This is a genomic window from Streptomyces zhihengii (assembly GCF_016919245.1).
Classification (GTDB): domain Bacteria; phylum Actinomycetota; class Actinomycetes; order Streptomycetales; family Streptomycetaceae; genus Streptomyces; species Streptomyces zhihengii.
The window spans coordinates 4,643,569-4,664,834 of record NZ_JAFEJA010000001.1 but is presented as its reverse complement, the minus strand read 5'-3'; the positions used below and the strand labels follow the sequence as shown (position 1 = coordinate 4,664,834).

Here is a 21,266-nt window from a genome sequence, read left to right as displayed (position 1 = left end):
CGCTGCCATGAGCCACCCGTCCTACCGGGCTCTGCTGGTCGGCGTGCCGTCCTACCGCGACACGGCCGTCTCGGACCTGCCCTTCGTCGAGAACGACCTGCGGGAACTCGCCCAGGCCCTCGACGGCGTCGGGTACGAGGTCGAGGTCCACGACGTGTCCCAGACCGGGCGCGACGAGATCGAGTCGGCGATCGAGATCTTCTTCCAGGAGGCCGCGCCGGGACAGACACTCCTGCTGTTCCTCAGCGGCCACGGCATCCACCACCGGGACACGGACTACCTGGTGCCCCGGGGGGCGCTGACCCGCGTCCACGACTTCCCGGGCAAGTGCGTGCCGATCGACTTCGGCGCCTACGCGGAACGCAGTGCGGCGGGCGACGTCGTGGTGTTCGTCGACGCCTGCCGCGAGGGCATCGACCTGCGCGAGAAGGCACTCGGCAATGTGCTGGGCTGGTCGGAGATCAAGGTCCGCCGGGTCGGCGACCGGCACCACTGCCATGTCTACGCCTGCTCGAAGGGCGAGTACGCACGGTACGCCACGGCGGGGCAGGTCACCTTCAGCCTCTTCTCCCGGGCGCTGAGCACACTGGTGGCGGACGAGAGCGGCCCGAGCACGCTGGGAGAGGTCCAGGAGCGGCTCCAGACGACGCTCGACCAGCTGACCTCCGAGCACGAGTGCCGCCGCCAGCAGGTCCGTGTGCGCACGGAGTCGGACATCGACGACTTCGTCGTCTTCGCCCGCCCCGAGCGCGCCGCACCGCTCGAACCGGGCGAGACCTCCTGGGCGAGGCTCGCGCGGGAGCATCCGGCCTGGCAGCAGGTGGAGCACGCCCCCGGGGCGGAGGTGCTGCGGGACGCCGTCGAGGAGCTGGCGGACCGGCTGCACCGGACGGCGGAGGCCGACCGGCGGCTGCTGTCCGGCGACCCCTGGTCGCCGGCGGGGCTGGCCGAGCGGATGACGGAGCGGGTGACCTGGCTGCTGTCGAAGGTGCTCAACCCGCAGAAGCTGGAACTGTCCCCGGCCGAGGCGGCTCGCCTGGTCACCGCCCCCTTCCTGTACACCGCGCACCGGTACCGGACCGCCGTCGGCGCGCTCTCCGCGGAGCCGACCCGGCTGAGCCGCACACCGGGGGCGCCGGCCCTGAGGGCCGACTACGAGCAGTACTTCTCGGCGTACGCGCGGCTGGTCCGCCGGGCCGGGCGGTCGGACGCCGAGGGCGCCGAGGGCATCGCGTGGTGGCTGTTCCACCACTGGCTGACACGCCATCCGGAGAAGGGCGGGGACCAGGCGCTCGCCGCGCTGCTGGCGCCGGTGGCCCCGGGAGCCACCGGCGCGGACGCCCGGCTGGTCTCGGAGGTCTTCGACCTCGACGACATGACCTCCCTCGTGCGGGCCCTCCAGTCCACTCCCGACTTCACCGCCGACCGCCCGGCCCGCCAGCTGGCGGGCATGTCCGGCTTCGAGCAGCGCGTCCGCCGCCAGCTCGTCTTCGCCCTGCTGGCGGTCGCCCACCGCTCGGCGATGGATCCCCGGACGCTCGGGGACATCGTCGTCGACCATCTCGGCATCAGCTACGCCGTCTCCCTCCCCGAGCTCCAGGAGACCCTGGAGAAGGCGCGGTGGGAGCCGCGGGGCCGTACCCGGGTGCTGCACGCCGTCTGCGGCCACCCGGCGGTGGGCCTGGCCCTGCAGCAGCAGGCCACCGTGCTGGACGGCGTCCTCGCCGCCGTCGACGTCCGGGCGGGCTCCGACCCCCAGCTCGCGCCGCTGGAGGACCTGCCCGCGCACGCCACGGCGGATCAGGTGGTCCCCGCCCTCAACTCCCGGGGCAAGCGCGTCTACGAGTCGACCGACCTGCGGTTCCGGCTCGCGGACGACCGGATCCAGGAACTGCTGATGGGCGAGGAGCTGTACGGCGACCCAGCCCTGGCCATCCGGGAGCTCTACCAGAACGCCCTGGACGCCTGCCGCTACCGCGACGCCCGCACCGCCTACCTCCGCAGGACGGCTCACGGCTTCACCGGGCGGTGGGAGGGCCGGATCGACTTCGTCCAGGGCGAGGAGGGCGGCCGGCCCTACATCCAGTGCACGGACAACGGCATCGGCATGGGCGAGCGCGAGCTCCGCGAGGTCTTCTCGCACGCCGGCATGCGCTTCGCCGATCTGCCGGAGTACATCGACGAGCTGGCCGCCTGGCAGGCCGAGGGGATCGAGCTCCATCCCAACAGCCGTTTCGGCATCGGCGTCCTGAGCTACTTCATGCTCGCCGACGACCTCCAGGTGACCACCTGCCGCCTGGACCGCGAGGGTCACCCGGGGAACCGTCTGCGCGTGGACATCGCGGGGCCCGGCGCGCTCTTCCGCATCCAGGACCTGGGACGCGGTCACGAGGCCGGCACCACCGTCCGGCTCTGGCTGCGCGATCCCGACACCGCGGTCTCGGCGAAGGAGGTCCTGCGCCGGCTGCTGTGGATCTCCGACTACCGCGTCACCGCCGGGGACACCGGCGCCGGCCCGGACGAGGAACCCCTCGTGTGGAGCCCGGGAGCGCTCTCCGACGTCGCCCCGCTCGGCGACCGGCAGGTGACCGCCGGCCGTGCCGTGCGCGACCCGGAGGCCGTCGTGTCGGCGACCGACCGGGCCGAGGTGTGGTGGTGCAGCACGACCGGAGCCGTCCTGAGCGACGGCCTGTGGGCCGGAACTCCCCTGTGGGGCGCGGTGGTCGACCTCAAGGGCCGTCACGCCCCCCAGCTGACCGTCGACCGCAAGCGGTGCATCACCTGGGACCAGCCCCATGTGCGCCGGCTCCTCCACGCGGAGATCCCCGCGCTGATCCGGAGCGACGCGACGATTCTCACCGCGTCCTGGCTCAGCGACGTGGCCGTCCATCACGGGCACGAGCTGGCGGACGCCGTCATGGACGCGGCGGCCCGGGGCTCCTTCACACCGTGGGGCGTGCACGGCCACGAAGGACCGGTGGACGTCATCGGCTGCTTCCCCGAGGACGCGCACGTCTTCACCAGGGACCGTTCGGTTCCCTGGGGACCGGTGCCGAACGACCGGGAGAGCCCCGAGACCGAGTGGCGCACGCGTGCCTGGGCCGCCGCCGGCGCGTATCCGGGTGTCCGCCTCGCCCCCGGTACGACGGTGCCGCTGGCCCACCCCCTGGACGACTCCCTGCTGAGAGGTGTGGTGTTCCCCGAGCGCGAAGGGCACTCGGACGGTGGGGGCAGCCGTCTGGTCCGTGGTCACGGCCTTCCGTTCATCAGGACCGTGCTCCGCGCCGTCAAGGCGCACGGGCTCCCGCCCGACACCGTGTGGCAGCGCCTCGTCGAGCTGGGCCATCCGCCGCCCGAGTGGCTCCGGCTGCCCGAGGGAGCCGGCCCCGGCGACCTGGAACTCTTCGACCAGGAACGGCTTTTCCTGCCCGACCGGCCGCTGCAGCCCACGCATGTGATGCACCTGGCGCGCCTCCTGCGGCAGAGCACCGAACAGGTCGTCCAGCGTCTCGCGGGTTACGGATACACCGTGCCCGACTGGTTCCGCGCTCCACGGCGGATCACCCAGGCCCATACGGCGACCGTCCTCGTGTCGGACCGGGAGGCCGTCGTCTCGGTCGCCCAGGTGGCCAAGGTCGCCGCCGAGCTCGGTCGGAGCAGAGAGGACGTGGCACACGCCTACGAGGAGATCGGCCGGGCGGTCCTGCCGTCGGCCGTTCCGCTGACGGATGTCACGGCGGACGACGTCTTCCTGCTCAGCAGCGACGCCGACAGCAACGCCCCCTGGCTCTCCTCCTCGGACACCGTCCCGGTCGGTCACCTCCTCCTGGCCGCGGCAAGGCTCCGCCGCCCGGTCGAGGCCGTGGCGGCGCGCCTGACCGAACTGGGCCACGACGTGCCGGACCTGTCGACGCTCCCCCGCGAAGGCGCAACGTCGCTGGAGATGGCCCTGCTGAGCCGCCACGGGGACGGCAAGGCGCCCTGGCTGACACCCAGGGGCCGCCTCGGGCCCACCCATGCCGTCGTGGCGGCGGCATGGGCGCACTGCACGCCGTCCGAGGCGATCTCCGTATGGGAGGAATGGGGCCTCGTCGCACCGGGGAGCATCAGCGTCCCCGACACCGCGCACCGGGAGGACGTGCTGCTCGTCAGCAAGGACCTGGACGGCGACGATCCCCGGCTCGACGACCGGAAGCCGCTGGCACTCGGCCATGTCCTGCAGGCCGCCGTGCTCACCGACCGTGAGCCGGCGGAGGTCGCGAGCAGGCTGGCGGCGTTCGGGCACCACCTGCCCGCCGCGACTCCACTGCCCGCACGGATCCTGCCGAACGACGTCGAGGTGCTGCGGACGGAGGACGAGGCCGGGTGGCTGACGGCGGACCGGCCTGTCGGGCTCGCCCACATCCTGGCTGCGGCGGCGGAGACGGGCCGGCTTCCCGCGGACGTGGCCACGCGGCTGGGCGAGCTCGGCTACACGCTGCCGCCCGGAGTCGAGTTCACCGAGGGGTGACCGCCGGGGCGCCCGGTCAGCGCCCCCGCTCCCCGTCGTCCCCGTCGCGCCCGTCCAGCGCCTGTGCCAGGACCTCCGCCAGGTGGCGGGCGCGGTGGCCGCCGAGGTCGTGGAGCTGGGTGCGGCAGGAGAAGCCGTCGGCGAGGAGTTCGGCGCCCCCGGGGGCGTCGCGGACGGCGGGCAGCAGGTGGTCCTCGGCGCAGGCGACGGACACCTCCCAGTGGCCCTTCTCGAAGCCGAAGTTGCCCGCGAGGCCGCAGCAGCCGCCGCTGAGGGTGCCGGTGAGTCCGGCGGCGTCCCGCAGGGCGCGTTCGGCGGCGTCGCCGAGGACGGCGTGCTGGTGGCAGTGGGTCTGGCCCGCCACGGGGCGGTCCAGACGCGGCGGGGTCCAGCCGGGGGCGGCGTGTTCGGCGAGGGTCTGGGCGAAGGTGCGGACCCGGGACGCGAGGCGGGCGGCCCGGGGGTCGTCGCCGAGCAGTTCGGGCAGGTCGGTGCGGAGCGCGGCGGCGCAGCTCGGTTCGAGGACGGTGACGGGGGCGTCCAGGTCGAGGAGCGGTTCGACGGTGTCGAGGGTGCGGCGCATCACGGCACGGGCGCGGTCGAGCTGGCCGGTGGAGACGTAGGTGAGCCCGCAGCACACCCGGCCGGGCGGCAGGACGGCCTCGATCCCGGCGTCCGCCAGCACGCGCAGGGCGGCCGTGCCCACCGCGGGGGCGAGGCGGTCGGTGAAGGTGTCGGGCCACAGGACGGTGTACCGGCCGGGGGCGAGCACCCGGGTCCGGCCGCGGGCCCGTTCCCGGGCGAGTGCGGTGAAGGAGCGCCGTGCGAGGCGCGGGAGTTCGCGCTCGGGGGCGATGCCCGCCAGGCGCTTGGCGAGGGCCGCGAGCGGGCCCACCCGGGCCAGGGCGTCGACGAGGGGGGCGACCGGCCCGGCGAGGCGCAGCCACTGCGGCAGCCGGCCCATGGAGTAGTGGGCGGCGGGCCGCCGCCGGCCGGCGTAGTGGTGGTGGAGGAACTCGGCCTTGTAGGTGGCCATGTCGACGCCCACGGGGCAGTCGCTGCGGCAGCCCTTGCAGGAGAGGCACAGGTCGAGGGCGTCGCGGACCTCCGTGGACCGCCAGCCGTCGGTGACCACCTCGCCGGCGAGCATCTCGTGGAGGAGCCGGGCCCTGCCGCGGGTGGAGTGCCGTTCCTCGCCGGTGGCCCGGTACGAGGGGCACATCACGGTGGGGCCGGACGCCGGGGCCGTGGTGCGGCAGGTGGCGACCCCCACGCAGCGGCGGACGGCGCGCCGGAAGTCGCCGTCGTCCTGCGGGTAGCCGAAGGCGACGTCGACGGGAGCGGCGGGCAGGACCTCGAAGCGCAGGTTCTCGTCGAGCCGGGCCGGGCGGGCGAGGATGCCGGGGTTGAGGCCGCCGTCGGGGTCCCAGAGGTCCTTGAACGTGCCGAAGAGGCGGACCAGTTCGTCCCCGTACATCGCGGGCAGCAGTTCGGCGCGGGCCTGGCCGTCGCCGTGTTCGCCGGAGAGGGAGCCGCCGTGGGCGACCACCAGGGCGGCGGCCTCCTCGGAGAAGGCGCGGAAGGCGGCGACGCCCCGCGGGGAGACCAGGTCGAAGTCGATCCGCACATGGATGCAGCCGTCCCCGAAGTGGCCGTAGGGGGTGCCGCGCAGCCCGTGCCGGGCGAGCAGGGCCCGGAAGTCGCGCAGATAGGCGCCGAGCCGTGCGGGCGGCACGGCGCAGTCCTCCCAGCCGGGCCATGCCTCGGCGCCGTCGAGCATCCGGGTGGCGGTGCCCGCGGCCTCCTCGCGGATGCGCCACAGGGTCCGCTGGGCGGCCGGGTCGCCGACGACGGCCGTGTCCAGGGCGTCGGCGGCGCGGGCCAGGGCGGTGGCGGCGGCGCGGGCCTCGGCGGCGCTCGCGCCGCCGGTCTCGGCGAACAGCCAGGCCCCGCCGCGGGGCAGGCCGGCGCGGGCGGCCGGGTCGCGGACGAGGTCCTCGGCCATGCCCTCCAGGGTCAGCGGGGTGTGGGCGAGCAGGCCGGGGGCGGCGTCGGCGGCGGCGCTCTCGTCGGGGTAGCCGAGCACGGCGAGGGCGCGGTGCGCGGGCGCGGGGACGAGCCGCACGGTGGCCTCGGTCAGCACGCCGAGGGTGCCCTCGCTGCCGCAGTAGGCGCGGGCCACGTCGGCGCCGCGCTCGGGGAGCAGGGCGTCGAGCGCGTAGCCGGAGATGCGGCGGGGCAGACCGGGCGGGTAGGCGGTGCGCAGGGCGGCGAGGTGGGCGTGGGTGAACTCCCGCAGTCCGTCGGGGGCGCCTGCCCAGTCGGGGCCGAGGCGCAGCCGGCGGCCGTCGTAGGTGACGACGTCGAGACTCCGGACGTTGTCGGCGGTGGTGCCCCAGGCGACCGAGTGGGAGCCGCAGGCGTTGTTGCCGATCATGCCGCCGAGGGTGCAGCGGCTGTGGGTGGACGGGTCGGGTCCGAAGGTGAGGCCGTGGACGGCGGCGGCCTCCCGCAGCCGGTCGAGGACGACCCCGGGGCCGACGACGGCGGTGCGGGCCTCCGGGTCCAGCCGGACGACGTCCCGCAGATGGCGGGTGAGGTCGAGGACCACGCCGGTGCCGGTGGCCTGGCCGGCGATCGAGGTGCCGCCGCCCCGGGGGACGACGGGCACCCCGGCCTCGCGGCAGACGGCGAGGGCGGCGGCCACGTCGTCCGCGTCGCGCGGGGCGACGACTCCGGCGGGGACGCGGCGGTAGTTGGAGGCGTCCATCGTCACCAGGGCGCGGGCCGCGGCGGAGAAGTCGACCTCGCCGCGGACGGCGGCGGTGAGCGCGCGGGCCAGTTCGTCCGTATCCCCTGGGTGCCGATCTTCTTCCGGGCCCGCGGCGGGCGTCCGCCCGCTCCGCCGGCTCCGTCCGCGAACCCGCCCGCGGTCCCGCTCGTGCTCCTCGTGCGCCATGTCTCCCAGGATGGCCCGTGCTACCGCCCGGTACACGTGCGTAAAGCGGGTCGGTTGGGAACGTTGCGGGCACAACCATGAGCCGGGAGCGTCAGGGCCCTTGCCCAACTGATCGTCAACTCTCCTATAGTGACCACGGATTGACCGGAAACGTGATCAGAGACCAGCGGCTCCGGCTGCGCCCCTCGCACCCGCGGAAGGCATCGCCCGATGACCGGAACCCCCGAGGAACGATGACCCGCGCCGGGGCGCAGCTCAGCGCGACGAAGATCGTCGTGGTCGGCGGGCACGGCACCGGCCGCACCACGATGGTGCGCTCGGTCAGCGAGATCCGCTCGCTGCACACGGAGGAGACGATCACCGGCGCCCTGCCGGCCGTGTCGTTCCCCGCCAAGACGGCGACGACGGTGGCCCTGGACTTCGGGCGGATCACCCTCGACGAGGAAACGGTTCTCTATCTGTTCGGCACCCCTGGTCAGGAGCGCTTCCGCTTCCTGTGGGACCGGCTGCTGAAGGGCACCATCGGCGCGGTGGTGCTCGTCGACACCCGGGCCGTGGACGACGCCCGGTTCGCCGTCGAGCTGCTGGGGCACCACGGCACCCCGTACATCGTGGCCGTCAACGACTTCGGCGGGCCGTTCCGTTCGGAGGACGAGATCCGCGGCGAGCTCGGGCTGCCGGACCGGGTGCCGCTGGTGGAGTTCGACGCGCGGGACCACTCGTCGAGCAAGTTCGTCCTCATCGCCCTCATGGAGCATCTGCACACCGTCTCGGCCGGCACCTCCTGATCCGGCCAAGATCACCCAGCTCAGAGAGGTGCGCCCGGGCCGGACGGGCGTCTCATGGAACGGACCGCGTCACCGCAGGGCCACCGGAGGCGATACCCTCCGGCTCGTGGCTGATATCCAGATTCCCGCTGACATCAAGCCCGCCGACGGCCGTTTCGGCGCGGGCCCCTCCAAGGTGCGTACCGAGGCGCTGGACGCCCTGGCCGCCACCGGTACCTCCCTTCTCGGCACCTCCCACCGCCAGGCCCCGGTCAAGAACCTGGTCGGCGAGGTGCGCGACGGTGTGCGCGAGCTGTTCTCGCTGCCCGAGGGGTACGAGGTGATCCTGGGCAACGGCGGCTCCACCGCGTTCTGGGACGTCGCGACCCACGGGCTGATCGAGAACAAGTCCCAGCACCTGTCGTTCGGCGAGTTCTCCTCCAAGTTCGCCAAGGCCGCCAAGCTGGCGCCCTGGCTGGCCGAGCCGACCGTGATCTCCTCCGACCCGGGCACCCACCCCGAGGCGCGGGCGGAGGCCGGTGTCGACGTGTACGGCCTCACCCACAACGAGACCTCGACCGGTGTCGCCGCCCCGATCAAGCGGGTCGCGGGCGCCGACGAGGGCGCGCTCGTCCTGGTCGACGCGACCTCGGGCGCCGGCGGCCTGCCCGTCGACATCACCGAGTCGGACGTCTACTACTTCGCCCCGCAGAAGTCCTTCGCCGCGGACGGCGGCCTGTGGATCGCGGTGTTCTCCCCGGCCGCGATCGAGCGCGCCGAGCGGGTCCACGCCTCCGGCCGGCACGTCCCGGAGTTCTTCAGCCTGCCGACGGCGATCGACAACTCCCGCAAGAACCAGACGTACAACACCCCCGCGCTGAGCACCCTCTTCCTGCTCAACGAGCAGCTCAAGTGGATCAACGGCCAGGGCGGTCTGGACTGGGCGGTGCGCCGCACGGCCACCTCCTCGCGCACCCTCTACGGCTGGGCCGAGGCCTCCAAGTACGCGAACCCGTTCGTCGTCGACCCGGCCAAGCGCTCGCAGGTCATCGGCACCATCGACTTCGCGGACGAGATCGACGCCGCCGCGGTCGCCAAGGTGCTGCGCGCCAACGGCGTCGTGGACACCGAGCCCTACCGCAAGCTGGGCCGCAACCAGCTCCGCGTGGCGATGTTCCCGGCGATCGAGCCGTCGGACGTCGAGGCGCTCACCGCGTGCATCGACCACGTCATCGAGAAGCTCTGACCCACCCGGAAGCACCGGCCCGCGGGGCGCCGACCGATCACGGTCGGCGCCCCGCGCGCGTGTGGTCACCCGATGGTGTGAGGCTCCGCTTCCCGGACTCCTGCGAACCGCGCGCCCTACGATGATGCTCTCGACACCAGCACCCAGGAGGCCCGCATGTCTGCCGCAGCAGTCGAGCACCCCTGTGAGCCCGGTGACGGCGAGCCGCCCACCCTGCTCGAAGAGGCCGACCGCCTGATGGAGCAGCTTCCCGGCCACCGCGTCGAGATCATCGGAGGCGTCATCACCGTGGCCCCACCCCCCGACAGTGCCCACGCCGCCGTGCTGACGGATGTGATGATTCCCTTCCTCTCCGCCGGCCTGCACGGCGGAGAGTCGCACGTGCTCCAGGGAGTGGGGCTGTGGCTTCCCGACGGCCCGGAGGATTACGCCATCCCCGATCTCGCCGTCGTCGACGCCGACCTCGACGAGCATCTGATCGAGTTCAACTGCTACGACCCCGCCGCCTTCCGGCTCGTGCTGGAGGTGACGTCGAGCAACTACCGGAACGACCTGCGGAACAAGGTCGTCGCGTACGCCCAGGCCAAGATCCCCGTCTATGTGATCGTCGACCGTCGGCACACCCGGGTCCATGTCCTGACGAGCCCCCTGACGAACGATTACGACAGCCATGAGGTCTACGCCCCGGGACAGCAGATCGTGCTTCCTTCCTCCGTCGGCGCCGAGGTGAAGCTCGACGCCACCCGGCTGCTGGCGGCAGGGCGGCGCCGGGCGTCACGGGAAGAGGCTCAGCAGGAACAGGCCCCCGGCGGGGGCCTCAACGGCTGAGGCGCTGGAAGCGGCGGACCGCCAGGGGGGCGAAGACCGCGGTGATGACGAGGGGCCAGACCACCGCCATCAGCAGGGCGTTCTCCTGGATCCAGCTTCCGTCGCTCGCGACGGGGTTGCCGAACAGCTCGCGGGCGGCGGTGGCCGTCGAGGAGATCGGGTTCCACTCGGCGACCGTGCCCAGCCAGTCCGGCATGGTGGACGGCGGGACGAAGACGCTGGAGATCATGGTGAGCGGGAAGGCCACCGCGTACAGCCCGCCGGCGGCCTCCTGGCTGGGGACGAGCAGGCCGAGCAGGATGCCGACCCAGATCAGGCAGAAGCGCAGGAGCAGCAGCAGCCCGAACGCGCCCAGGGAGGCGGCGAGTCCGGAGTCGGTGCGCCAGCCCATCGCGAAGGCGGTCGCCGCGAGGATGGCGAGCTCGGCGCAGGCGACGATCAGGTCGTTGACGCCCCGGCCGGTGACGACGGCCGAGGGGGCCATCGGCATCGAGCGGAAGCGGTCGACGACTCCCTTGGCGACGTCGGTGACGACCGCTATCGCCGTGTTCATGAAGCCGAAGGCCATGGTCATGGCGAACATCCCGGGCATCAGGAAGTCGCGGACGCTGCCGCCGTCGGGGGACTTCATCGCGCCGCCGAAGACATAGCCGTAGAGCAGCACGGAGATGATCGGGAAGCCGAGCTGCCAGGCGATCAGCACGGGCTGGCGCTGGTAGTAGGTGAGCCCGCGGCGGACGACGTTCCAGCAGTCGGCGACGGCCCAGTAGGCGCGGCCGTGGGTGGCGGGTGCCCCGGGCAGGCCGGCGGTGTCGACGGCGCTCATGCCATGGCCTCCGTCAGCGCGGCGCGGGTCTTCAGGCCGGACTCCTCATCGGTGGCGTGGCCGGTCAGACGCAGGAAGACGTCGTCCAGGCTCGGTCTGCGCAGGCCGATGTCCTCCACGGGGATCCCTTCGTCCTGGAGTGTGCGGGCCACCTCCGTCAGGGCGGCGACCCGGTCGGAGACGGGCGCGTGGACGCGGCGCGTGGCCTCGTCCACCGCGGGTTCGCCGGCGGTGACCCGGGCCACCGTCCTGACGACGGCCGGGACGTCGGCGGCGTCGCGGGCGACCACTTCGAGACGGTCGCCGCCGACCCGGTCCTTCAGCCCGTCGGGGGTGTCGTCGGCGATGGCGCGGCCGCGGTCGATGACGGTGATCCGGGAGGCGAGCTTGTCGGCCTCTTCCAAGTACTGGGTGGTGAGCAGGACGGTGGTGCCCTCGGCGACCAGCCGGCGCACGGCGTCCCACACCTCGCCGCGGGAGCGCGGGTCGAGCCCGGTGGTCGGCTCGTCGAGGAAGAGCACCCGGGGGGCGAGGATCATGGACGAGGCGAGGTCCAGGCGGCGGCGCATGCCGCCGCTGTAGGTGCCGACGCCCTTGCCGCCGGCCTCGACGAGGTCGAACTGCTCCAGCAGTTCGGTCGCCCGCAGCTTGGCGCGCCGCCCGCCGAGGTGGAACAGCCGCCCGAACATCTCCAGGTTCTGCCGGCCGGTCAGCACTTCGTCGACCGCCGCGTACTGACCGGTGAGGCCGATGCGCTCCCGGACGCCGCGGGGATCGCGGCGCACGTCCAGCCCGGCGACCTCCGCACGGCCCGCGTCGAAGCGCAGCAGCGTGGCGAGGACGCGCACGGCGGTGGTCTTGCCGGCGCCGTTCGGTCCCAGCAGGCCGTGCACCGTGCCCTGGCGGACGGTGAGGTCGAAGCCGTCGAGCGCGTGCTTGTCCCCGTACCTCTTCTCGATGCCCTCGGCCACTACGGCGTGTTGCTCCACAGCCCCTCCAGCGTTCACGAACGTCAACTGAGTACACCGTACCCACAAGAGAGTACACCGTACTCAGTTTGAGGATGCCGGATTAAAGTGAGGTCATGACGACGACCGATACGAGCGGCAGCGGCGACGTCTCGCGCAGCCTCGAACTTCTCTGGGGCACCGGTGAGCGCCCCTCCCGCGGCCCGAAGCCCGGGCTCACGCTCGACCGGATCGTGACGGCGGCCGTCCGGGTCGCCGACGCGGAGGGCATGCCCGCGGTGTCGATGCGCCGTCTCTCCACCGAGCTGGGCACCGGGACGATGTCGCTCTACCGGTACGTCCCCGGCAAGGCCGAACTGCTGGACCTGATGCTCGACCGCGTCATCGGCGAGCCCCTGGAGGACGACCCCGGGCAGACCGACCCCGAGGCGTGGCCGGACGCCGTCCGCGAGATGGCCGCCGCCCATCTCGCCCTCTACCGCTCGCACCCCTGGCTGCTGAAGGTCAATCAGTCCCGCACCGTCCTCGGCCCGAGCGCGGTACGGGGCCTCGACGTCTCGCTCTCCGCCCTGCGGGGCATGGGGCTGACCGACCCGGAGACGATCTCCGTGATCATCGCCGTGCAGAGCTTCGTGTCGGGGATCGCCCGCATGGAGCTGGAGTCGGCCGAGGCGGCCCAGCAGACCGGGCAGTCCGAGGAGGACTTCTGGCGCAGCCAGGAGCCGTATCTGTCGAAGGCGATGCTCAGCGGGGACTACCCGTCACTGGCCGAGCTCTCGGAGGACGCCTTCTCCTCGCAGTTCGACCATTTCACCTTCGGGCTGGAGCGCCTCGTCGAGGGCTTCCAGGCGCTTGTCTCCGCCCGCGCCGGAGCGGCCTGACGGGCGGGGCGTCAGGCGCCGCGTCGCCGGCGGAGGGCGAAGACCAGCAGCGCGCCGCCGCCGAGGACCAGCAGGCCGTAAGTCGTCAGGCGCCCCTCGCCCTCCTCCCCCGCGGTCTTGCCGGCGCCCGGGCCCGAGCCGGCGTCCGTACCGCCGCCCGCTCCCCCGCCGCCGTCCTCGCGGGGCGCGACCTCCACCGCGACGACCTCGCTCTGCTCCCCCTCCGTGCCGAACAGGAGCGTCTTCCCGTCGGGCGTGTACGTGACCGATTCGGACTGCCCCTGGATCGGCGCCCGCACCCGGCGGTCGGCTCCGAGGCGGCCGTTCTCCCACACCCACGCGCGGGCGCTGAAGTACGAGCGGAGCGTCAGCTCCCCGCCGTCGGGCGAGAAGGCGCCGTCCGTCACCCACGGCACCTCGCCGATCCGCCGGAAGACGTTGGTGCCCTTGGCCGTCAGCTTCTCGGGGCCCTCGTAGAGGCCGCCGCCGTCCTCGTTCTTGGAGGCGATGTAGACGCGGCCCGTCACCGGATGCACCATCATCGCCTCGGCGTTGCGCGGGCCGTCGGCGTACTCGACGTCGAACTGCGTGGCGTCGACCGTCTGGTCGCGCAGGCGCTCGGGCTCGGGGAAGCGGTAGATCCACACATGGTCCCAGCCGCCGTCGAGGTTGTCACCGATGTCGCCCACGTAGACGTGACCGTCGGCGCCGACGGAAATGGCCTCCATGTCGCGCGGGGTGCCCACGCCGCGCAGGGTGATCGTGGCGACGGTCTCCCCCGTCTCCGAGTCGACGGCGAACACCCTTGGCTTGTCCTGGTCGTTGTGCGTCCAGTAGATCCCCGGGTGCGCCCGGCTGGCGGCGAGACCGCTGGACTCGGTGATCCGCGGGTCCTTGAGAGTGAACCCGGAGCCGTCGTCGGCCGCGGCGGGCGCCGCGGACGCGGAGACGATCAGGACGACGGCGGCGGCGAGGCCGGCGAGGCTGGGGAGCGGGCGCATGCCCCAAGCCTGCCATCCCCGTCAGGGACGCACGGCGGTGACCAGCCAGGCGGTGCCGCGCAGCAGCACACCACCGGGGCGCTCGGCGGGGCGCAGCAGTTCGACGAGCGCCCGCCGCGCCCGTATGCCCGCCCCCTCACCGAGCAGGCTCAAGCGGTGCTGCGCCGGGCCCGTGTCCATCAGGAAGGCCGCCGCGTCCTCCGCGTCGTCGCCCCATCGGCCGGGGGCCTCGGCACGGGTGACCCGAATCCGCGCGAAACCGGCGGCGGCCAGGACCTCCTCGACGCGGGCCGGATCGGCCAGGGAGAACATGCCGGGCCCGCCCGTGGCGCCGAATCCGCCCAGCGGCAGATCGGAGCCGAGGGCGCCGAGCGCCCGGAGCCATTCATTGCCCGCGCCGTCGGCGGCGACGACGAAGGCGGCACGGCCGCCGGGCCGCAGCCCGCTGCGGATGTTGGCGAAGGCGGCCACCGGATCGGCGAAGAACATCACGCCGTAGCGGCTGATCACCGCGTCGAAGCCCCGCCCGGCGAGCGGGTGGACCTGGGCGTCGCCGTGCTCGAAGGTCGTGTTGCCGAGCCGCTCCGCCCTGGCCGAGGCCCGGGCGCGCTCCAGCATCGGGCCGGACAGATCGACGCCCGTGACCCGCCCATCCACCGCTCTGCGGGCGGCGGCGCGGGTGGTCGCTCCGGCGCCGCAGCCGATGTCGAGGACCGCGTCATCGGAGCGGATGTGCGCGGCGTCGAGCAGAGGGGCGGTGAACCCCGCGTTGATCTCGTCCCAGCGGGCCTGCTGCCGCGCCCAGTGGGCGCCCTCGTAGCCGTTCCACGCCTGGGCCTGCTCGGTGTTGGCGATGTGGTTGCCGGTGCGACTGCTGATGTGGTCGACGATGTGCACGAGACGTCCCCCGTCTAGAATGGGCGTATGCCCAAAGAGTATGGGCAAGCGCCCATACCTGTCCACCCCCTGTCCGGAAGGTCCCTGATGTCACCCCGTGGAGTGGCCGTACCCAACGCCCGCGAAATGCTGTTCGCCGCCGCCGAGCGCGTCGTGGCGAAGGGCGGCCCGGGCGCCCTGACCAGCCGGGCGGTCACCGACGAGGCCGGCTGCTCCAAGGGCCTGCTGCACGCCCATTTCGCGGGCGGGCTCGACGAGTTCGTGGCCGAGCTCGTCCTCGACCGCTTCTCCCGCGCATCGGCGCTCGCGGCGGCGCTCCCCTCCCGGGCCGGGCAGGACACCGTGAGCGGCAACCTCACCGAGGTGACGTCGGCGCTGCTCGCCTCGGGCGGCCCCGCGCTGTCGGCCCTGGTGATCACCCGGCCGGGGGCGACCGAGCGCTTCCGCGAGGCGATGACCACCGGCGCTCCCGGCTTCACCGCGATCGAGGACGCGATCGCCGCCTATCTGCGGGCCGAGCAGCCGCTGGGCCGCGTCCCGGCCTCACTGGACGCGAGGTCCACCGCGCTCGCCCTGGTGGCCACCGCCCACCACCTGCTGATGACCGCCGACCCGGCCACCCCGGACCCGGCCGCCCAGATGGAGCGCCTGGTGACGACGCTGACGCGGGAATGAAGGGAATGAAGGGAATGAAGGGATGGAAGGGGTGAAAGGGAGCGACGGGAACGACAGGAAGGGGGTGACGGATGGGCACCCCGGGGGTGCGGGGCGGGCCGAGGCAAAGGTGCGGGCCGGGCTGCGGAAGAGGGTGCGGGCCGGGCGCGGAAGAGGGTGCGGGCCGGGCCACGGAAGAGGGTGCACGGGGCCGGCCGCGGAAGAGGGCGCGGGCCGGGCCGAGGAGAGGAGCGCGGGGCCGGCGGCGCCGTGTTCAGCCTCACATCGACGATCACTGCCGGGTTACCGGCGGGTTCGGGGATGATGACGGCCATGCGCTTCATGTTCGTCGGCGACTCCATGACCATCGGACGGGCCGGCGACTACAGCTGGCGCTACCGGATGTGGCAGCACCTCGCGGCCACGGGTGAGCCGTTCGCGATCGTCGGACCGCGCCACACCCTCTACGACACCGCGGCGGACGCGCCCGTCTCCACGCGCTACGCGGACCCCGCCTTCCCGGCCGACGCCCGGCGCCATCTCGCGGGCTGGGGCGAGGGCTGGCTGCACATGGCGCCCGTCATCGGCGACGCCGTCACCGCCCACCGGCCCGACGTCCTGCTGGTCTCGCTCGGGCTGATCGACCTCGGCTTCTACACGGACAGCGCCCAGACCGCCGCCAACGTGCGCGCGTTCGTCCAGGGCGCGCGGGCGGCGAATCCGGGCATCCGGATGGTGCTGCTCCCCGTCATACCCAATGTCCGGGCCGAGTCGGACGCCCCGTTCGCCGAGGAGTGCGCCCGGTTCAACACGCTGCTCGCCGAGGCGGTGGCGGACCTGGACACTCCCGCGTCGCCCCTGCTGCTCGCCGCGCGCCCGGCCGCGTACGACATCCACACGGACACCTACGACGGCACCCACCCCGGCCCCACCGGCGAGATCAAGCTGGCGGGCGCCTTCGCCGACACCATGCACCGGGCGTGGGCCCTGGGGCGGGCTTACGAAGTCGCCGCCTGACGTCCGCCTGACGCCCGCCCGACGTCCGCCTGACGCCCGCCCGGCGCGCCCGGCATCCACCAAGATGCCCGCCCGGCGTCGTCCGCCCGGCATCCGCCGGGGCGCCCGCCCGACACGCCTGACGCCCCCCGGGGCCGGCGGGGCCGCTCAGCCCTCCAGCAGCTCGGGGTGGTCGGCGAGTTGGGCGAGATGGCCCGCCGGGTCGGCGATCAGCCTGCGGCTCGACAGGTCGAGCATCCCCGCCACGCCGGTGATCTCCGCCGCGGTCGTGCCGTCCTCCTTGACGATGCGCTGCTCCACCCGGAAGGTCTTCCCCTCGCCGTAGACGAACCGGCAGCTCACCCGCACCCGGTCGCCGCCGCGCAGTTCGCGCGCGTACTTCACGTTCACTTCGAGGGCGACCGGCCCCACGCCGCCGGCCAGCAGCTTCTCCTGGGAGAGCCCGGCCGCGCGCAGGAGTTCCCAGCGCGCGTGCTCGGCATACTGGAGGTAGACGGCCTGGTTGAGGTGCCCCTGGGTGTCGAGTTCGTAGCCGCGCACCGTCACGTCCGTGAAGAAGGTCATGACCAGCGCAACGGCGCGGTCGGTCCCCGCATTCCGGGCACGCGCTTTTGAATCCGCGCCGCGCGGGCACCCGTCGCGGGCCGACCGAAAGCACTGCCGAGAAAGGGGTGTCCGATGACCCACGAGCTGCGTGCCAAGGACATCATGACGAGCGGCGCCGCATGTGTGGGCGCCCACCAGTCGCTGCACGACGCCGCCAGGATGATGCGGGACCTCGACGTGGGCGCGCTGCCCATCTGCGGCGACAACAACCGCCTCACCGGGCTGATCACCGACCGGGACATCGTCGTGCGCTGCTGCGCCGACGGGGTGGACCCGGCCTCCGTGCAGGCGGGGACGCTCTCCGGCGAGCTGCACTGGGTGGACGCGGAGGCGAGCGCCTCGGACGTCCTGGAGATCATGGAGAGCAACCACGTCAAGCGCCTGCCGGTGATCGACGTCCAGGGCGGGCACCGCCTGGTCGGCATGATCACGGAGGCGAACGTCGCCAAGAACCTCAGCGACGCGCAGATCGCCGAGTTCGCGACCCGGGTCTACGCGGAGGCGTAGACCGGCAGGACCACCGGCCGCGTCGCGCGCGCCGGGGGCCGCGGGCCGGTGACGGACCCGGACGGCCCCGTGCCGCGCGGCGCGGCCGTCTCACGCCCGCACGAGCCGGTTGGCCAGCGTGGACATCGTGTACGTGCCGATGCCCATGACCACCTCCAGGGCGTTCTGCTCGGTGAACCCGTGCTCCAGGAAGGCGTGGATCCGCTCGTCCTCGACGGCGCCCGCGGTGCGCAGCACGTCCAGCGCGAACGAGCGCACCGCCTCCAGACGGGGATCGGGGAGCGGGCGCTGCTCGTGGAGCGCGTCCACGAGACCCGCGTCGGCACCGAGCCGCCGCAGTTTCGCGGTGTGCATCTCGACGCAGACATGGCAGCCGTTGCGGACGGCGACCGTCATCACGACCGTCTCCCTGGCCAGGGGGTCGAGGGTGGTCTGCTCGAAGGCCGCGCTGAGCTGGAGGAATCCGTTCAGCAGATGCGGGGAGGTGGCGAGCCTGGCGACCGCGGGCGGCAGTCCGCCGAGGCGGCGGGCGGTGGTCTCCATGGCGGGGCGCGAGTCGGCCGGGGCGGTGTCCAGGGTGTGGGTCACGAACACGGCATGCTCCTAGAATGGACAACATGGTTGACGACTCCAAAAAGGTAAACCAGGTTGTCGAACGCCGCAAGGAGGTTTCCGGGGCGGGGCCCGGGAGCGGGACTTCCGGTGGGGCGCCTACCGGGGCGGGTGGTTCCGGGGATCCCTCCGGCGCGAGGGCTTCCGGGAGCGGGGCTCGCGACGCGGGGGCTCACGGTGGGGCGACGCCGGGCTATGAGCTGCCGCTGCTGCTGTTCGCGGGCTTCCGGTCGCTGATCGACGCGCTGCACGCGCGCCTGGCCGAGGAGGGACATCCCGGCGTACGCCCGGCACACGGGTTCGCCATGCAGGCGATCGGCGTGCGCGGGGCGAGCGCCAGTGACATCGGGCGGCGGCTCGGGGTGTCGAAGCAGGCGGCGGGCAAGACCGTCGACCGCCTGGTCGCGCTGGGTTACGCGGAGCGCGCGGACGACCCCGCCGACGCGCGCCGCAAGCTGATCCGGCTCACGCCGCACGGCCTGGACGCGCTCGCCCGGTCCGCCGCGGTCTTCGACGAACTCCGCGCGGAGTGGGCCCGGGTGCTGGGCCCCGGGCGCCTCGACGACATCGAGGCCGCCCTGCGCACCGTGACCCCGCCGGAGAGCTTCCGTCTGGACGCGGCGGGGTGGCTGGGGGGTGGGGCCTGACGGCCCCGGGAGCGCGGACGGGTCTCCGCGCGGGCGTGCGCCCGCGGGGAGACCCGCGTCGCGCACGCGGGCCATGTGTTCCCGGCCGCGCGCCTGCTGAGGGCCGTGGGTGCGGGCTTCCCGGCCGCGGGTGCCGGAACAGCGCGCCGCCGCCCCGCCGCCACCCGACCGCAGATACCCGAACAACACGCCGCCGCCCCGCCGCCACCGGGGCGGTGGTGACGGGGCGGCGGCGGGGTGGGTCACCAGGCGAAGGCCTCCGGGGAGGGGCCAGGGCCCGGGAAGATCTCGTCGAGGGCGGTGAGGACCTCGTCGCCCAGTTCCAGTTCGACGGCCCGCAGGGCGGAGTCGAGCTGCTCCTGGGTGCGCGGGCCGACGATCGGGCCCGTCACGGCAGGGCGGGTGAGCAGCCATGCCAGGGCCGCCTCGCCGGGCTCCAGGCCGTGCTTGTCGAGCAGGTCCTCGTACGCCTGCACCTTGTCGCGGACGGCGGTGTTCGCCAGCGCGTCCGCGCTGCGGCCGCTCGCCCGCCGGGAGCCCTCGTTCTCCTTCTTGAGGACACCGCCGAGGAGCCCGCCGTGCAGCGGCGACCAGGGGATCACGCCGAGCCCGTACTCCTGCGCGGCCGGGAGGACCTCCATCTCCGCGCGGCGCTCGGCGAGGTTGTAGAGGCACTGCTCGCTCACCAGGCCGTACGAACCGACGCGCCGCGCCGCCTCGTTGGCCTGGGCGATCTTCCAGCCGGGGAAGTTGGACGAGCCGGCGTAGAGGATCTTGCCCTGCTTCACCAGGACGTCGATGGCCTGCCAGATCTCCTCGACCGGGGTCCGGCGGTCGATGTGGTGGAACTGGTAGAGGTCGATGTAGTCCGTCTGGAGCCGCTTCAGCGAAGCGTCCACCGCGCGGCGGATGTTGAGGGCGGAGAGGCGGTCGTGGTTGGGCCACGGGTCGCCGTCGGCGGCCATGTTGCCGTACACCTTGGTGGCGAGCACGACCTTGTCCCGGCGGTCGCCGCCCTTGGCGAACCAGGAGCCGATGATCTCCTCGGTGCGGCCCTTGTTCTCGCCCCAGCCGTAGACGTTGGCCGTGTCGAAGAAGTTGACGCCCGCGCCGAGCGCGGAGTCCATGATCTCGTGACTGGTGGCCTCGTCCGTCTGGGGCCCGAAGTTCATCGTGCCGAGGACGAGCCGGCTGACCTTGAGTCCTGTGCGTCCGAGCTGCGTGTACTTCATGAGTCCCTAGCCAACGCCTTCGAGCACGCTCGAAGCAAGGGCGTCGGTGCGTCGTGGGCCCGGCCGCCCGGGGGCGTGCCCCGGGCGGCCGGTGCGGGGCGCGTCAGCCCGCGAGGATGGCGTCCTCGAGGCGCTGCGCCACGTGCTCGTGGCCCCTGGCGTTGGGGTGCACCAGGGCCGGCACCGCAGGGACGAGGCTGGTGTAGACGCCGTCCACCCAGTTCCGGCCGCCGGTGCGGTCGCACACGCTGTGGTCCTCGCCGCCCGCGTACACGTCCACGAAGGTGTCCCCGTGGGCGGCGGTGACCTCGCTGATGATGCGGTTCAGCGGCTCCAGGAGGTCGGTGCGGGCCCAGGTCAGGTCACCGTGGGTGATGCTGGCGAACTCGCGGAGGTCGCCCCAGGTGCAGCGGGTGGAGTCCTCGGGGACGACGTGCGGGTAACCGACGGTGAGCACCCGGGCGAAGGGCGCCCTGGCGTGGATCGCCGTCAGCATGGCGTCGTAGTCGCGGCGCACCTTCGCCAGCGTGGCCGGCAGCGTTGCGCCCAGCTCCTCCTCGCAGGGGGCGCCGTTGTTGCCGACGGCGAGGCCGAGTTCGACGCAGCGCTTCAGGACGGGACCGAAGCCCGCGGAGTTGCCGCCGATGCCGACGGTGATCAGGTCCGTCGCCGGGGAGACGGCGTCGAGCTGCGGGGCGACCTTGGGGAAGGGCGCGTCCGGGTCGGGGCCGAGGAGCGGCTGCGGGCGGCCCAGCGGCTCCTGCTCCTCCAGCGCGATGTGCTGGATCTGGGCGGCTCCGCAGCTCACGTTGCGCAGGTCGACCAGGGAGCCGAGGTCGCGGCGGACGACCTCCGGGTACGAGCCGGTGGTGCGGGCGCAGCCGTCGCGCGGGGTCTCGAACTCGTCGCCGGACGCCTGGATGACGCCCGCGGTGTACGAGTCGCCCAGGGCGACCCACTCCAGGGATGCCTGCGCACGGGCGCCGGGGCTGCCCGGGGCGCCGGAGCCGCCGGGGGCGGCCTGCGTCGGGGCGACGGCGGTGGCGGCCAGGGCGACGGCGGCGCCGAGCACGGCGATGCCCCTGCGGAAACGGAGACGTGACACGGA

Annotated in this window: 18 protein-coding genes; 9 read left to right on the top strand and 9 right to left on the bottom strand. The window is 73.4% G+C overall.

The window, feature by feature from the left end; genetic code table 11:
• Positions 1 to 7 precede the first annotated feature (7 nt).
• Complete coding sequence (locus tag JE024_RS41950; RefSeq protein WP_205374834.1) at positions 8 to 4,510, top strand: wHTH domain-containing protein; 4,503 nt, start codon at positions 8 to 10, stop codon at positions 4,508 to 4,510.
• Between the two features lie 16 nt (positions 4,511 to 4,526).
• On the opposite strand, the gene JE024_RS19655 is transcribed toward JE024_RS41950, so the two are convergent.
• Entirely contained in the window at positions 4,527 to 7,469 is a 2,943-nt protein-coding gene (locus JE024_RS19655) for an FAD-binding and (Fe-S)-binding domain-containing protein (RefSeq protein WP_205374833.1), read from the bottom strand.
• Positions 7,470 to 7,702: 233 nt separating this feature from the next.
• Between JE024_RS19655 and JE024_RS19650 the strand changes: the two genes are divergently transcribed.
• The 3 genes from JE024_RS19650 to JE024_RS19640 all read left to right on the top strand — a co-directional run bounded on the left by JE024_RS19650 (position 7,703) and on the right by JE024_RS19640 (position 10,310).
• Positions 7,703 to 8,257 (top strand): GTP-binding protein, encoded by a 555-nt coding sequence (locus tag JE024_RS19650; RefSeq protein WP_205374832.1) that lies wholly within the window; start codon positions 7,703 to 7,705, stop codon positions 8,255 to 8,257.
• A gap of 106 nt (positions 8,258 to 8,363) precedes the next feature.
• A complete protein-coding gene (gene serC / locus JE024_RS19645; protein WP_205374831.1) occupies positions 8,364 to 9,482 on the top strand; it encodes a phosphoserine transaminase in 1,119 nt (372 codons plus the stop codon).
• 156 nt (positions 9,483 to 9,638) lie between these two features.
• Positions 9,639 to 10,310, top strand: a complete 672-nt coding sequence (locus JE024_RS19640; protein WP_205374830.1) for a Uma2 family endonuclease — start codon at positions 9,639 to 9,641, stop codon at positions 10,308 to 10,310.
• Here the strand turns inward: JE024_RS19640 and JE024_RS19635 are convergent.
• Entirely contained in the window at positions 10,300 to 11,136 is an 837-nt protein-coding gene (locus JE024_RS19635; protein WP_205374829.1) for an ABC transporter permease, read from the bottom strand. The two genes, JE024_RS19640 and JE024_RS19635, sit on opposite strands and share 11 nt — an antisense overlap.
• Positions 11,133 to 12,125, bottom strand: coding sequence for an ATP-binding cassette domain-containing protein (locus tag JE024_RS19630; RefSeq protein WP_205374828.1), 993 nt, complete (start codon positions 12,123 to 12,125; stop codon positions 11,133 to 11,135). Before JE024_RS19630 ends, JE024_RS19635 begins: the two co-directional genes overlap by 4 nt.
• A 95-nt stretch (positions 12,126 to 12,220) precedes the next feature.
• Here JE024_RS19630 and JE024_RS19625 point away from each other — a divergent pair, with 95 nt between their 5' ends.
• Positions 12,221 to 12,985 (top strand): TetR/AcrR family transcriptional regulator, encoded by a 765-nt coding sequence (locus tag JE024_RS19625; protein ID WP_205374827.1) that lies wholly within the window; start codon positions 12,221 to 12,223, stop codon positions 12,983 to 12,985.
• A gap of 11 nt (positions 12,986 to 12,996) precedes the next feature.
• Here JE024_RS19625 and JE024_RS19620 read toward each other — a convergent pair whose 3' ends face one another.
• Both JE024_RS19620 and JE024_RS19615 read right to left on the bottom strand, forming a co-directional pair.
• Positions 12,997 to 13,986: a WD40 repeat domain-containing protein gene (locus JE024_RS19620; RefSeq protein ID WP_205374826.1), complete on the bottom strand. Its 990-nt coding sequence runs from the start codon at positions 13,984 to 13,986 to the stop codon at positions 12,997 to 12,999.
• 21 nt (positions 13,987 to 14,007) lie between these two features.
• On the bottom strand, positions 14,008 to 14,883 hold the full coding sequence (locus JE024_RS19615; protein ID WP_244882983.1) for a class I SAM-dependent methyltransferase: 876 nt from the start codon (positions 14,881 to 14,883) through the stop codon (positions 14,008 to 14,010).
• An 87-nt stretch (positions 14,884 to 14,970) separates the two neighbouring features.
• Between JE024_RS19615 and JE024_RS19610 the strand changes: the two genes are divergently transcribed.
• Positions 14,971 to 15,558, top strand: a complete 588-nt coding sequence (locus JE024_RS19610) for a TetR family transcriptional regulator (protein WP_205374825.1) — start codon at positions 14,971 to 14,973, stop codon at positions 15,556 to 15,558.
• A gap of 312 nt (positions 15,559 to 15,870) precedes the next feature.
• Positions 15,871 to 16,554, top strand: a complete 684-nt coding sequence (locus JE024_RS19605; RefSeq protein ID WP_205374824.1) for a GDSL-type esterase/lipase family protein — start codon at positions 15,871 to 15,873, stop codon at positions 16,552 to 16,554.
• 147 nt (positions 16,555 to 16,701) lie between these two features.
• Here the strand turns inward: JE024_RS19605 and JE024_RS19600 are convergent, their stop codons facing one another.
• Complete coding sequence (locus JE024_RS19600) at positions 16,702 to 17,118, bottom strand: acyl-CoA thioesterase (RefSeq protein WP_205374823.1); 417 nt, start codon at positions 17,116 to 17,118, stop codon at positions 16,702 to 16,704.
• A 114-nt stretch (positions 17,119 to 17,232) separates the two neighbouring features.
• On the opposite strand from JE024_RS19600, the gene JE024_RS19595 reads away from it, so the two are divergent.
• Positions 17,233 to 17,667, top strand: coding sequence for a CBS domain-containing protein (locus JE024_RS19595; protein WP_205374822.1), 435 nt, complete (start codon positions 17,233 to 17,235; stop codon positions 17,665 to 17,667).
• A gap of 90 nt (positions 17,668 to 17,757) precedes the next feature.
• Here the strand turns inward: JE024_RS19595 and JE024_RS19590 are convergent, their stop codons facing one another.
• Entirely contained in the window at positions 17,758 to 18,261 is a 504-nt protein-coding gene (locus JE024_RS19590; protein WP_244882982.1) for a carboxymuconolactone decarboxylase family protein, read from the bottom strand.
• 218 nt (positions 18,262 to 18,479) lie between these two features.
• Between JE024_RS19590 and JE024_RS19585 the strand changes: the two genes are divergently transcribed.
• Positions 18,480 to 18,926, top strand: coding sequence for a MarR family winged helix-turn-helix transcriptional regulator (locus JE024_RS19585; protein WP_205376623.1), 447 nt, complete (start codon positions 18,480 to 18,482; stop codon positions 18,924 to 18,926).
• Between the two features lie 242 nt (positions 18,927 to 19,168).
• Here the strand turns inward: JE024_RS19585 and JE024_RS19580 are convergent, their stop codons facing one another.
• Positions 19,169 to 20,158 (bottom strand): aldo/keto reductase, encoded by a 990-nt coding sequence (locus JE024_RS19580; protein WP_205374821.1) that lies wholly within the window; start codon positions 20,156 to 20,158, stop codon positions 19,169 to 19,171.
• Positions 20,159 to 20,261: 103 nt separating this feature from the next.
• Positions 20,262 to 21,263: an SGNH/GDSL hydrolase family protein gene (locus tag JE024_RS19575; protein ID WP_244882981.1), complete on the bottom strand. Its 1,002-nt coding sequence runs from the start codon at positions 21,261 to 21,263 to the stop codon at positions 20,262 to 20,264.
• Between the last annotated feature and the right edge of the window lie 3 nt (positions 21,264 to 21,266).